Origin of the sequence: Microcystis sp. M113S1, from assembly GCF_020246945.1 — a bacterium.
Taxonomy (GTDB): Bacteria; Cyanobacteriota; Cyanobacteriia; order Cyanobacteriales; family Microcystaceae; genus Microcystis.
The window spans coordinates 1-12,819 of record NZ_JADBSA010000123.1; the positions used below are offsets into that span (position 1 = coordinate 1).

The 12,819-nt window shown below is 43.4% G+C and carries 11 protein-coding genes and 1 pseudogene; 7 read left to right on the top strand and 5 right to left on the bottom strand.

What is annotated here, in order from left to right; translation table 11 throughout:
• Positions 1-326: 326 nt before the first annotated feature.
• Complete coding sequence (locus IM319_RS06285; protein ID WP_286826880.1) at positions 327-1,610, bottom strand: flotillin family protein; 1,284 nt, start codon at positions 1,608-1,610, stop codon at positions 327-329.
• 125 nt (positions 1,611-1,735) lie between these two features.
• Here IM319_RS06285 and IM319_RS06290 point away from each other — a divergent pair, with 125 nt between their 5' ends.
• Complete coding sequence (locus IM319_RS06290; RefSeq protein WP_287735028.1) at positions 1,736-3,250, top strand: SagB/ThcOx family dehydrogenase; 1,515 nt, start codon at positions 1,736-1,738, stop codon at positions 3,248-3,250.
• A gap of 68 nt (positions 3,251-3,318) precedes the next feature.
• Here IM319_RS06290 and dndE read toward each other — a convergent pair whose 3' ends face one another.
• From dndE to dndD, 3 genes are read right to left on the bottom strand one after another with little or no spacing between them, the layout of a single operon-like run.
• Positions 3,319-3,717: a DNA sulfur modification protein DndE gene (gene dndE, locus IM319_RS06295; RefSeq protein WP_287735029.1), complete on the bottom strand. Its 399-nt coding sequence runs from the start codon at positions 3,715-3,717 to the stop codon at positions 3,319-3,321.
• A 40-nt stretch (positions 3,718-3,757) separates the two neighbouring features.
• Positions 3,758-3,964 carry a hypothetical protein gene (locus IM319_RS06300; protein WP_287735030.1) on the bottom strand — a complete coding sequence of 69 codons (207 nt, stop codon included), beginning with the start codon at positions 3,962-3,964 and terminating at the stop codon, positions 3,758-3,760.
• A 4-nt stretch (positions 3,965-3,968) separates the two neighbouring features.
• Positions 3,969-5,954 carry a DNA sulfur modification protein DndD gene (gene dndD, locus IM319_RS06305; RefSeq protein WP_287735031.1) on the bottom strand — a complete coding sequence of 662 codons (1,986 nt, stop codon included), beginning with the start codon at positions 5,952-5,954 and terminating at the stop codon, positions 3,969-3,971.
• A 254-nt stretch (positions 5,955-6,208) separates the two neighbouring features.
• Between dndD and IM319_RS06310 the strand changes: the two genes are divergently transcribed.
• The 5 genes from IM319_RS06310 to IM319_RS06330 all read left to right on the top strand — a co-directional run bounded on the left by IM319_RS06310 (position 6,209) and on the right by IM319_RS06330 (position 11,995).
• On the top strand, positions 6,209-7,852 hold the full coding sequence (locus tag IM319_RS06310; protein ID WP_287735032.1) for an alpha-keto acid decarboxylase family protein: 1,644 nt from the start codon (positions 6,209-6,211) through the stop codon (positions 7,850-7,852).
• A gap of 144 nt (positions 7,853-7,996) precedes the next feature.
• Positions 7,997-9,388: an IctB family putative bicarbonate transporter gene (locus tag IM319_RS06315; protein ID WP_287735033.1), complete on the top strand. Its 1,392-nt coding sequence runs from the start codon at positions 7,997-7,999 to the stop codon at positions 9,386-9,388.
• Between the two features lie 413 nt (positions 9,389-9,801).
• A complete protein-coding gene (locus tag IM319_RS06320) occupies positions 9,802-10,080 on the top strand; it encodes a protease inhibitor I42 family protein (protein WP_287735035.1) in 279 nt (92 codons plus the stop codon).
• A gap of 54 nt (positions 10,081-10,134) precedes the next feature.
• Positions 10,135-11,049, top strand: a complete 915-nt coding sequence (locus IM319_RS06325) for a C1 family peptidase (protein WP_287735034.1) — start codon at positions 10,135-10,137, stop codon at positions 11,047-11,049.
• Positions 11,050-11,239: 190 nt separating this feature from the next.
• A complete protein-coding gene (locus tag IM319_RS06330) occupies positions 11,240-11,995 on the top strand; it encodes an N-acetylmuramoyl-L-alanine amidase (RefSeq protein ID WP_287676180.1) in 756 nt (251 codons plus the stop codon).
• Positions 11,996-12,207: 212 nt separating this feature from the next.
• On the opposite strand, the pseudogene IM319_RS06335 reads toward IM319_RS06330, so the two are convergent.
• A pseudogene (locus IM319_RS06335) lies at positions 12,208-12,345 on the bottom strand (ISL3 family transposase); the annotation flags it as partial.
• Positions 12,346-12,402: 57 nt separating this feature from the next.
• Between IM319_RS06335 and IM319_RS22425 the strand changes: the two are divergent.
• The gene (locus tag IM319_RS22425) at positions 12,403-12,543 is read left to right on the top strand and encodes a PEP-CTERM sorting domain-containing protein (protein ID WP_353857183.1); all 141 of its coding nucleotides are present in this window, start codon (positions 12,403-12,405) and stop codon (positions 12,541-12,543) included.
• Positions 12,544-12,819: the final 276 nt, after the last annotated feature.

Here is a 12,819-nt window from a genome sequence, read left to right on the forward strand (position 1 = left end):
AGGGCATACCGGAACCTTCGATGCTCGATCCAATAAACGCTTGGGGAGAGAATACCTCTACTTTTTCAGAAGCAATTCTGTCTAAGCAAGTAATCTCTGTGAACCAAGAATCCCCGTCTCTTTAGAGCGGGGAGTGTCAATGCCATTTAATACTGCTCACTTAATACGATTTTTCTAAAGTAATGGCAGAGATAGTTAATTACCCTCACCCCCAACCCCTCTCCCAGAAGGGTAGAGGGGATTAGGATGACTGCCACAAATAAAGAAAAATGGTACAATACTCTATCCTCCTATTGATCAGTGATCAGTAATCAGTGATCACTGATTCAAGAGGGCAATTGTTTAAAATCAAAATTTGTGTCTTTACCCTTGACAGATGGCTCGGTTTGTGCTATGCGATTAGCCATTTGTACCAGATCCACTCCGGTAGCTTGACGCAATTGTTCGGCAAAAGCAGTCATTTTCGGGACAAGATTACCATCACCCCCGTCCACTACCGTCACCGTTTGCACCTGCACTTCTGGGACACTAGCGACCATTAATTTAAGCAATAACTCCAATTTTTGGTATAAAAAGATGTTTTTAGCGTTATTTCCCGCTCCTTGCCAAGAAGCCGCTAATTTTTTGGTTCCTTCCGCTTGCGCTTTCCCCTGTTCGATAATTTTGGCCGCTTCCCCCCGGGCTTTCGCGATCGCTTGTTGACATTCGGCCTCGGCAGGTGCGATCACATCCGCTTGTAATTGCTGTTTCACCTGCTTAATGCGGGCGTTTTGTACCGCCACTTCGGCCTGTACTTTAGCTAAATCGGACATAACCACCGATTCTACCTCGGCAATCATGGCGCCGCGCTTAGTTTGAGTGTCGCGCACCCGTTTTTCTGCGTCAGCTTTGGCTATTTCTAAATCTTTTTGGATACGACGCAAAGCGGTGAGGCGTAGATTCTCGGAATCCTTGATAATCGATGTTTTTCGGGCTTTTGCTTCTGCTATCCGGGCATCTCTTTGTAATTCGGCTTTTTGCTTCCGTCCGATCGAATCGAGATAACGCACCTCATCAGAGATATTCTGTATCTGCAAACTATCCAAAACTAAACCCAATTTTTCCAGATCCTGTTCCGCTTCTTCCAAGAGACTTTTGGCAAAAGCGATCTGATCGGAGTTCGCTTGTTCTGGGGTTAAATTGGCCAAGACACCGCGCAAATTCCCCTCAAGGGTTTCTTTAGCCAATTGTTCGATTTCCTTGCGTTTCTTGCCCAATAAACGCTCGATCGCATTATGAATAATCGGTTCCTCCCCAGCAATTTTAATATTCGCCACCCCGGTGACGATCAACGGCACACCGCCCTTAGAATAGGCATTAACCACCCTGAGATCGATGATCATGTTGGTCAGGTCCATCCGATACACTTGTTCTAGCATAGGTAAACGAATGCTGCTGCCCCCTTTTACCAAACGATAACCGATGGTTTTGCCCGTGGCCGTGGGACGACGACTGCCGGCAAAAATTAAGACTTCGCTCGGTTGACAGATATGGTAATAGTTACGGATGACCAATAAACCCGCACCTGTCCCTAAACCGAAAACTCCCAGTAAAACAGCGATAATTTCCATAGATTTTATGTAGGTGAAATTTGTAATTATCTTTACTTTTAGCCGATCGACTCTCTGGCTGGTTGATTTTTTGGGGGGTATCGATATTACACTAAAAAGTAAAGCTTAGACAGCCTATCTTTATCATGCCAGATCAGCCAATCTCGATCGCCGAATACTACCACGAGCGTACCAAATACGACCCCCAGACGATCGCCTCAAAAAGTAAAGGTCTTGATTGGAGTCAACAACCCTATCCCTTCAAAGAATACAAAATCGGTCAGACTTTCGATCTCAAACCCTACCTCTCCCGTCAAACGGTTCCCCAAAAAGGAGACTTTTGGCGACGTATATCGCGAATTTTGGGCTGTAGCTATGGGTTAACTGCCAAAATTGCCACTATGGGGAGTCCCTTGTACCTACGTTCCGCACCCTCTGCTGGTGGATTATACCCCGCCGAGGTCTATCTGATCTCCCGTGGCACGGAATTTTTACCCGCCGGTCTCTACAGCTACCAAGGTCAAAGTCACTCGCTGCTTTTATTCTGGGAAAGTGATGTCTGGACCAACCTACAATCTGCTTGTTTCTGGAATCCTGTTTTAGAAAATACCGATATCGCTGTAGTTACCAGTGCCATTTTTTATCGGTCTGCTTGGCGCTACGAAGATCGAGCTTATCGACGTATTTTCCTCGATACAGGGCATTTATTGGGCAATATTGAGCTATCAGCCTCGATTAATGACTATCGCGCCCATTTAATCGGTGGTTTTAACGATAGCCAGATGAATGAATTGCTTTATCTCGATTCCGAGAAAGAAAGTGTCATGACGGTGATTCCTTTGGCAGATCTGCTCAATATCCGGCAAAATCTCCCCCATAGTACCACGGCACTCCCTTCGGCAACCACGACTCTTTATCCCGAAATTACCGAGGGAGAATTATTAAACTCCCTACACCGAGCCACTATCATAGCTACAGATGAGAAGATAGAAGCAAATATTACCCCCTCTAATTGGGAAGATAAATATAATTTTCCTTTTTGTCTAAAAGTTTCGGTGACATCCCGTCCCGTCAATTGGGGGGAAGATTTAATCGATCTCGAAAGTACGATTCTTAAACGCAGATCTACCCGCGCTTATAGTGGCGCTAGTCTCAGTTTAGACGAATTGCGAGCCTTGCTGCATTTCACCTATCAACCCCAAGATTATGCCAGCCAAAATCTCGATCCCAATCCCGATTATTTTGCTCTGGATTTATTGGAAACTTTTATCGCTGTTTCGGCAGTAACCGGATTAGAGGAAGGCTGTTATTATTATGCTCCCAAAGCCCAAGAATTGCGGCAAATTCGCTTTAAAAATTTCCGGCAAGAGTTACATTATCTCTGTTTAGGTCAGGATTTGGGACGAGATGCGGCTGCTGTGGTTTTTCATACGGCGGATCTGTCAAAAGCAGTGGCTAGATATGGCGATCGAGTTTATCGTTATCTTCATGCAGATGCGGGTCATTTGGGACAGAGATTAAATTTAGCCGCTATTCATCTGGGGTTAGGGGTTAGTGGTATCGGTGGTTTTTTTGATGATCAAGTTAATGAGGTTTTAGGAATTCCCTGGGATGAAGCAGTTATCTATATCACTACTTTAGGCCGACCGAAGGTTTTTTAAGGTGAGTTTGATTAAGGATAAACCACAAAGGCACAAAGAACACAGAGGGGAAGATAGAGTGTTCTTGATTAAGATTCTCTGAGATTTTCCCTCTCTAATTCGATTAAATTATCGATTTTTTTTAGCTTTGTATCCCCAGCAAGATAACCGATCCCGCGATGTAAATGTAAGCGAAATTGTTGAGTTAGAGTTTCTTTATCGGTTGCTAATCCGTCTTGATGACAACGTTGTTTGAGGGCAATTAAGAAAATATCGGACATTTCTCCCCCGAATACTTTCCAGGATAATTCTACATTGCTATCGGCAGGAATGGGAACGGGAGAGGGGAGACTCGGTTCGGCAAGGGAACGACAAAAAGCCCAACGACAGAGGATATTCCATTGGTCAATTTTGGTGTAGCGTTTTAATTTTATTAGGCTATCTTTGGCGGTTTGAGATAGTCGAAAACGTTCGATCGGTGATTCCATAATCTATAATTTTACCTCGCTCTGAACGATGAGAAAATAGTTAGTTATTCTCAATTCTGTTTAATAGGATAGTGGAAAGTGGGGAGTTTTTTTCAGTGATCGGTAAACAGTCAACTGATAACTGATTCAAGTCTGTATCAAACCCATCGGCTGCCGCTAAACTATTTTTTAAGTTCTCGTAGGGGTGACTGGTTGATTGGTGTTGAATTAATTGGGCGAGGATTTTTTGGCAATTTATCTCAGTCATAATCTTACCAAAAGTAGCGATCGGGGTGAATAGTAGTTTGACGTTGTTGGGAATTGTATTCTAGCAGGTATTTTCTGGCGATTACTTGCTGTTCTTCTAATAATTGTAGCTCATTTTGTCCAATTTCTGTATCGGTAGAAAGGAGGATGACTTGAGAGGAAGCGGCGGGAAAATAACGTTCAACTAAATTATGGCGATGGGAAGAATCTAAACGTCCGAGGGGTGTATCGATAGCGATGGGTAAATCTCGTCCGGAGACTCGCGCTAATCCCCACAAAAAAGCGATTGCTAATAGTTGTTTTTCTCCGGCAGAAAGACGGTGTTTAGGCACATTTTGTCCATCGGGACCAAAGAGAGATAGACCAAAAGTATCAGCATCGATCGCTATTTTCTGCACCAGATCGGACTTATGCAATAAATAACGAAAACATTCCGCCACTTCTCCCTCCAATCTATTTAATTTTTTTAAAGTTAAGCGTTCTTTAAACACTTTTAAAGTTTGCTGTGCTTTGACAATAGCATTGACGATATGTTCGTTACTTTGCGATTCTAAAGCTTTCTCACTATAGGCAAATAATTCTTTTTTAGTTTTCTCAATTTTCTTTTTGATTTCCTCATAATTTTTGTGGCTTTGCTCGTATTCTGCTTGAGCATTTAGATACTTTTTCTGAGCGGTTTTTAAGTTATTACTCAGGGTTTCGTATTCTTCGGGAGAGGCTGCTACTGCTAATTCTCGCTCTAAATTATCTAAGTCAGCTTCCAGATTTCTTAATTGTGACATTGCTTGATGAGCGAGGTTAATTTGTGCCGGTAGTTGATGGGTTAAGACTCGATTTAATAACTCGATCGCCTCCTCGTCTAAATCTAAGTAAGGAGTAATCAAAGAATCGCTATCCTCAGCTAAAAACTGATTTTCTTGCTGTAAAAATTCTCTAATATTCTCTAATTGTTCTAAAGTTAAATTCAGTTGTTCTAAATAAGCAAGTAACTTTTTATCTCTGGATTCTAAAACCGATTGAGCGACTTGAGACGATTGAAATTTTAGCTCTTTTTCTCCCTGAATTTTAGCCGCTTCTAGGAGAGGAAAAATTAACTTTAAGGGTAAAAATTCCCCTGCCAATTGACCTAAATATTCTCTCTGTTTCTCTAACTTTTTATCTAAATCCTTTTTTCGGCTCTCTAATTGACTTCTTTCGGCGGCAATTTTTCCGCCATCAATGCGAAATTTATCCGAGACTGCATCAAAATCATTTCTAACCACATCTAAATTTTTTTGTTGAGTTTCCATCTCTTGTTTAGCCAATTCCAAATCTTCTTGGTACTGAGCTAATTTTTTCTCAATAGCTTCAATAGTTGCCAGTTCATTTTCTGCTGCTAATAACCGGCGCTTGCGACCAGCTAAAATATCAAGATCAACTGCTAATCTTTCCGCTAATTCTAACCCTAATAAAGTCTGCATTGAATCCTTAACGCTGTCAGGAGGTACATCCTGTTCTGCCAATTCTTTTACCTGTTCCCCATCAAATAAAAAGAGGTTAGAAATACCCAAAGGTAATAAAGTTTCAATATATTCATCCCAAGTGTTAGCTAGGGCGGGATCGGGCCAATCTTCATCTAAAATACCGAGGGTATCTCTACCATCTTTGGGCTGTTTTGTCCAGTATCTAACGATACGATATTGTCGCCATTGTTCATTAACTAGATGTTCAAAAGCCAGTTCAATTCTAGCTTGATCGATGAGGGAAGCTTGATGATTAACTGCTTGACTGAGAAACTCAGCATAACTTAAATTATTGCGAGTAGAACACTTTGCCCGCGCACCGTACAAAGCCAAACGAATCGCATCCATTAAAGTAGTTTTACCGCCGCCATTCATGCCTCCCAAAAGGATAATCGGACAGGGACTATTATCTTTTTCAGGACGTAAATTAATCACTTGACGACCGGCGTAGGGTCCAAAATTTTGCAAAACCAATTCAGTAAAAATCATTAACAGTCAGCCTTAGTTAAGTCCAAAGTCTTAGGGAATCTTCTATAAAAATTATACCTGAAAAAGTGCCGCAGATATTTTTTTACACCCAAGAAAAAACCCCAGACTTTATACTATAGCATTGATCACCATCGCCTAGATATAATCAAGGTTTCCTGATTTTTACTTTCCAGTTTATTACTGGGCATGAGCCTATTTTTTGAAAAAATCGTTATGATTGGCGTGAAAGTGCCAACACAGGGGAGAAAATTGCCATGATCACGATCGGCGAATATTTATGCCAGTGTCTCCATAGTTTAGGGGTTAATCATGTTTTCGGGGTGCCGGGGGATTATGTCCTCGATTTGATGGATGTTTTGGTGGAAAGTCCGATCGAATTAGTTTGCACCTGTAATGAGCTTAACGCAGGTTATGCCGCCGATGCCTACGCGCGAGTCAAAGGTATGGGCGCTGTCTGTGTCACCTACGGAGTCGGGGGATTTAGCCTCGTTAATGCTGTGGTCGGTGCTTACGCTGAAAGAGTTCCCCTGGTGGTAATTAGTGGTGCTTCTGATCGCTCGATTCGCCGGGATAATTTATTATTACACCACACCACGGGCGATTATAATCTGCAATTTTCGATCATGGAAAAAGTCACGGTTGCCTCGGTTATTCTAACTAATTCTACCCAAGCAGCCAGTCAAATCGATCAAACTTTAGCAGCTTGTTTGCATCACAAACGTCCCGTGTATATCGAAATTTCCCGGGATCTGGTCTATCGTCCCTGTATCCCCTCAGAAAAGCCAATTTATTTAACCGATAATCTCACGGATGCCGCCGCTTTAGAAGAAGCCATTGAAGAAGCGGTTTTATTATTAGAAAAAGCGGAAAAACCAATTATTTTAGCGGGGGTAGAATTCCATCGGTTTAAACTCCAAGATAAGTTGCTGAAACTTTTAGAAGTAACGGGTTATCCCTTAGCCACCACTATTTTAGGTAAGTCGTCAATTTCGGAAATGCAGCCGCAATTTATCGGCACTTATGTGGGGGCATTAAGTCGCGAATACGTTCAGCAGCGGGTGGAAAATGCCGATTGTGTCCTCTGTTTAGGGGCGATCATGTCCGATATGAATTTAGGCGGATTTACGGCTAATTTAAATCCCAATAATTTGATTAATGCCAACTCCGAGAAAGTAAAAATTAAACATCACTTTTATCAACCAGTATTTCTAGGAAATTTTATCGATGGTTTAATTGATAAGCTAAGTCACAAAGAAGCGGCTACACTAGAGATTAAACCCGCGGCCGAATTGACAGATTTAGAATTCATCCCCGTGCCAGAGCAAAAATTAACTAATGCTCGTTTTTATGAGCGAATGAATCATTTTATTGCTCAAGAATCTTTTGTTATTTCCGATACAGGGGACGCAATTATTGCCACAATTGATTTATTAATGCCCCAAAAAACCGACTTTATTGGTCAAGCATTTTATCTCTCTATTGGTTATTCAATTCCCGCCTGTTTAGGAGTAGCTTTTGCCGCACCCAATACTCGTCCTATCGTCTTTGTGGGTGATGGTGCTTTTCAAATGACCGCCCAAGAACTTTCGACAATTATCCGTCACCATCTCAATGCAATTATCTTTTTAATTAATAACGATGGTTACACGATCGAGCGGGTAATTCAGGATAATATTTATAATGATCTACAACCGTGGAAATATCACCAATTACCAGCAGTATTTAACGGGGAAAGTTGGAGTTGTCAAGTCAGGACAGAAGGGGAATTAGAAAAGGCTTTATCAATTGCCCAGGGTAACATCGATCGCCTATCATTTATTGAAGTACATCTCGATCGTTTTGACTGTTCCCAAGGCTTAACTCGTTTAGGTCAAGCTTTACGTTCACCCCATGCTTAGACTGGTTATGCTATTAGGTTTTGACTGTGTGAAGCTATCCTCAGACACCAGACTGAAACTCTTTTGGCCCCCAAGAGTCAACAATTAAGATACAATCGGTATCTTAATCAAAGTGTGATGGTGACAACCGCAACTAAAAACCCTATGAATACTTTATGGAAACAAATCACCCTATTGAACTTTTCGCCCGCTTCTTGGTCAAAATATAGCTATCTGCATCGTTTAGTCGGCCTTTTTAGTCAATGGCGACAGGGTAGCCGGTTTGTGCAGTGGACAGAACTGATGGGTGCGCTGTTAATCTCTCTCCTTATCGCCACCGCACCATTTTTATCCACCAGTCAAATCGGTTTTTTGCTGTTAGCAATAGCGGGTTATTGGCTAATCTTAACCCTTGTGGATGAAGGCAAAATCGGGGTGACACCGATTCACATTTTAGTGCTTTTATATTGGGGAATTGCCACGGTTTCTACGGCTTTTTCTCCCGTTAAAATGGCAGCTTTGGAAGGATTAATTAAATTAACTCTCAATCTCATCTTTTTTGCCTTTACTGCCCGAATCATGCGCTCACCACGCCTGACAAATTGGATTCTGACTACTTTAGTTTTAACCGCCTTAGCAGTCAGCGTTTACGGCATTCGTCAGCAAATTTTTGGTGCGGAACAGTTAGCAACTTGGAACGATCCCACTTCAGAATTAGCGGGGGATACTAGGGTTTATAGTTATCTCGGTAATCCTAATTTATTAGCTAGTTATTTATTACCCGGTATTGCTTTTAGCAGTGCATCCTTGTTTGTATGGCAAGGATGGCTACCGAAAATTTTAGCGGCTTTATTAACTTTAGCCAATGGTGCTTGTTTATTTTTTACCGAGAGTCGTGGCGGTTGGATTGGTTTGATGGTCTTAGGAATTGTCTTCTTATTGCTATTATTTTATTGGTTCAAAAATTATCTACCGTTATTTTGGCAAACCTGGCTTTTACCCTTAGTTTTAGGTGGTTTAGCCGTGGTGATTTTAGGAGCGATTTTATTGGTGGAGCCGCTGCGAATTCGGGTGATGAGTATTTTCGCGGGCCGGGAAGATAGTAGTAATAACTTTCGGATTAATGTTTGGGATGCAGTTATTCGCATGATTCAAACTTATCCGCTTTTGGGCATCGGACCGGGTAATGATGCTTTTAAGAAAATTTACCCCCTATTCATGAAGCCAAAATACACGGCTTTAAGTGCCTATTCTGTGCTATTAGAAATCATGGTAGAAACGGGAATCATTGGTTTTACCTGTTTCCTCTGGTTATTAGTCACAACTATCGGCCAAGGCATCCATCAAATTAAACTTTTACGGGATAAAATGGATAGTCAAGGCTTTTGGTTAATTGGGGCAATTGCCGCTATGGCCGGAATTCTTGCCCACGGTTTTTTTGATACGGTTTGGTATCGTCCCCAAGTTAGTACCCTCTGGTGGTTAGTTTTGGGTTTAATTGCTAGTCGTTGTTATTCCTCCGATAGGGGGTTGAATCGTGGCAATTCTCTCCTCTAGGAGGGCGTTGAAGCGTTGTTTCAAATTACTGATAGGGTTGCTAGTCAAGGGGATTTGAGGCGCGTGTAGGCGAGGACGATTATCAAGAAAAATTACAAAACCCCCATCCTACCATCTCTCGGTGGACAAAGCAAGAGATAATTAAATTAGATCGTTTCCCAGTTTCTTCTGCGCTTGGCGCGATTTTCCAACTGCAATAACGAGAGTGAATCCCGTGGCCGTTATAGAGACGAGGGAGGAAAATAATGGATCGTTCTCTTAGGTGGGCCGTCGCGATTGTCATAACTCTAATCCTCGTGCTTTCCCCAGTCTTTTCCCAGGGCTGTGGGGCGACAGAGTGGAAACCGAAAGGAGGGAGCGGCCAATATACAATGCTAACCCTTACTCGCACTGACAACGGCAAATCCATCACCATGCAGGTCAATGACCTACTGCTACTGTCCCTCGACGAGAATCCCACTACTGGCTTTCAGTGGGCGGTCGATGGTGGCGGGAGCGATTTAGTGAAGCTGCAGGCCTCTGACTATATCCCTGCCATAGAGTCGAGAGTCGGCGGGGGCGGTCAGAGAGTCCTGACCTTTAAAGCGCAACGGGCTGGGATAGGCCAACTAAAGCTTAAGCTCTGGCGAGAGTGGCAGGGAGAGCCGTCAATTGTCGAACGATTTACCGTCACGCTCCAAGTCCGAGATTAAAGGCTTCTCAGACAGCCGGGGGCTAGTGAGTAACAACTTAGGAGGAAAGGAAAAATGAGTGAAACATTTGTAATTCCCGCAATGGGATGGTTGCCTGACTATCCCGATATTCATGATGTCACTTTCCAATCTGAACGCGTACCGTCCAAACTGCAAGCTTTGGGACAGCCATCTGTCAAGCAAATGCTGGCCAAAGTGGGAGCAACGACATCTGCCCCAGCAGCGCTGCCGGCCAGCGTCGATTTGAGGGCGTGGTGTTCCCCAATCGAAGATCAAAAAACTATCGGTTCTTGTACGGCCCACGCCGGGGTCGGACTGGTGGAGTATTTTGAGCGGCGGGCTTTTGGCAAACACCTCGATGCTTCCAGACTCTTCCTCTACAAAGTGACGCGCAACTTGTTGCACTGGACGGGAGATACGGGGGCTTTCCTGCGGACGACCATGTACGCTCTGACCTTGTTTGGGGTGCCGCCGGAAGAATACTACCTCTACAATACCCCCGATTATGACAAGGAGCCACCAGCATTCTGCTACGCCTTTGCCCAGAGCTTCCAAGCGATCTCTTACTATCGCCTCGACCCCCCAGGAACGACACCGAGCAACCTATTAACTCAGATTAAAACCTACTTGGCAAATGGGCTGCCCTCAATGTTTGGCTTTACTGTTTACAGTTCTATCAGTCAGGCCAACACCAATGGCGGCAAGATCCCCTATCCAACTCGCGGCGAGAAAGTTCTCGGCGGTCACGCCATTGACGCAGTTGGTTACGACGACAACCTTAAGATCAAGAACACCAACCCTGGTGGCATTGAAACCACCGGTGCCTTGCTGATTCGCAACTCTTGGGGGACAGGATGGGGAAGCGCCGGCTACGGCTGGCTGCCCTACAAGTACGTCCTCGATGGTCTGGCAACTGATTGGTGGTCGCTAATCAAGAGTGAATGGGTCGATACGGGACAGTTCGGATAGGAGACCGATTCGATCAGGTGTGAGGGGCGAGATAAAGGCTTCTGGTGAGTTTTTTCAGAAATAGGGGGGACGCTGCGAAAACTCACCGTTTGTTTAATTTTTTAGGGTATGCAGACTTACATCATGAATCGATGCTATCCAGAAGCACAAAAAACAAAAACTTTTACGAGAGATTGGAGGAGACAAGTTTATGTTATTACAAGTAGGCAGTCAAGGGTTACAAGTTGGACAATTACAAGCCAAACTTAATGAAATTGGCTTTAACTGTGGTCGGGTTGACAAGATTTTTGGACCCAAAACCAAACAGGCTGTTGAAAATTTCCAACGGGATCATTTAGGGGAGTCTGAAGTAACAGGGATAGTAGATGAACGGACTTGGAATCAGATTATGGACCATCCTTCTGTTCGTCCAGCTTCTGTTTTAATCGATCCTGGTCATTCCCCCATCCATTCAGGTACTGATGCAAAAGATGGGACTCCTGAATATGAGATGAATCTTTTGCAAGCCAAGATCGTGAAAGCGGAACTAGATAAAGCAAACATTTCAGCCGAGATTTTCGATCCACCAAGCGATCCGCGCGATCTGATCGGACAAAAAGCCGCAGATCATTCCATGTTTCTCAGTTTGCATCACAATGCTACGGACAGAAAACCTCACTACACTTGTGTAATGGTTCACCCAACCAAAGCTAAACCAAAATCGATCGCTTTTGCCAAAAAACTTTCGACTGCGGTTGCTAATGCAATTGGACAAAGGGATTTCGGTGTAATGGAAAATAGTGTAACCGTTCTCTCTGAGTCTGAAGAGACAAATTGTCCGATTTGTGTTCTGTGCGAGAGTTACTTTTTAGATGCCATTGATACACGAGCAGAAGCCGAAAAACTATCTACCGAAGCGGCTTATGCGATTGCGTCAACGGTTATTGCTGAACTGCAACCTGCATAATCAAAGCGGCTCTCTTGTTTATTATGGGAGAACATTTTGTCCGCAATACTCAAGAGAGCCATCAAACTTATAAGGTGGCGTAAGTGTTCTGAAATTAAGTAGTAAGATAGAGGGGATGAATTATGAATAATAATGAAGAGAAAAAAGGATGGGTTAGCGGTAGCGTAACATGAGCGGGCGTTGGGTTTCATGCTTCAACCCAACCTACGTTCTCGATTGCCTAATATTGACAAATCTCTGACTAGATTATACTCTGTCTGATTGATTCTGTCCAAGGTTTCATGGCAATTCGGACATTCAATTGTTTCATTTAAAAGAGCGAGCTTTAGGAAAATTGTCTGCTCAATTTTCTACCCGGCACTTTTGGAAGTATTTTATCTCCTATCAATGCTGGTTCCGGTAACTTTTTGACGGGTGTTGTTGATAAAAACAATTCAACCCTTTCCTTTACTGCCGCATCTGCCGCGACTCCCGAACCGGGATCGGTGCTGGGTCTGTTGGCGATGAGGGGTTTAGGTCTTGTTACTCTCCGCAAACGCCAGGGTTAATTCGCTGGTATTGCGATCGCTGATATTGTAGGTTGGGTTAACGAATGTTACCCAACCACCTCGGAACAAAGACTAAACTTGATCAAATAACTGAAAATATCTCTCTCGACTGATTCCCGCAGTATTTAGATTAGTCTTGACATCCTCACCGCCGTAAACGGACGGTGATTCCCAAACCTCACGATTTGGGTTTCTGCTTCTTTCCCGAAGGATTTTTCGCACCTGCCTTAACAGATTTACTCTGTTCTGGTCTTATGGTCGCTCTACAGACTGACA

What these genes read in the sequence shown, in the direction of transcription:
- IM319_RS06330 (WP_287676180.1), top strand. Translation starts at nt 11,240, where the DNA reads ATGTTATTACAAGTAGGCAGTCAAGGGTTACAAGTTGGACAATTACAA.
- IM319_RS06315 (WP_287735033.1), top strand. Translation starts at nt 7,997, where the DNA reads ATGAATACTTTATGGAAACAAATCACCCTATTGAACTTTTCGCCCGCT.
- dndE (WP_287735029.1), bottom strand. Translation starts at nt 3,717, where the DNA reads ATGGAATCACCGATCGAACGTTTTCGACTATCTCAAACCGCCAAAGAT.
- IM319_RS06285 (WP_286826880.1), bottom strand. Translation starts at nt 1,610, where the DNA reads ATGGAAATTATCGCTGTTTTACTGGGAGTTTTCGGTTTAGGGACAGGT.
- IM319_RS06310 (WP_287735032.1), top strand. Translation starts at nt 6,209, where the DNA reads ATGATCACGATCGGCGAATATTTATGCCAGTGTCTCCATAGTTTAGGG.
- dndD (WP_287735031.1), bottom strand. Translation starts at nt 5,954, where the DNA reads ATGATTTTTACTGAATTGGTTTTGCAAAATTTTGGACCCTACGCCGGT.
- IM319_RS06300 (WP_287735030.1), bottom strand. Translation starts at nt 3,964, where the DNA reads ATGACTGAGATAAATTGCCAAAAAATCCTCGCCCAATTAATTCAACAC.
- IM319_RS06290 (WP_287735028.1), top strand. Translation starts at nt 1,736, where the DNA reads ATGCCAGATCAGCCAATCTCGATCGCCGAATACTACCACGAGCGTACC.
- IM319_RS06325 (WP_287735034.1), top strand. Translation starts at nt 10,135, where the DNA reads ATGAGTGAAACATTTGTAATTCCCGCAATGGGATGGTTGCCTGACTAT.
- IM319_RS06320 (WP_287735035.1), top strand. Translation starts at nt 9,802, where the DNA reads ATGCAGGTCAATGACCTACTGCTACTGTCCCTCGACGAGAATCCCACT.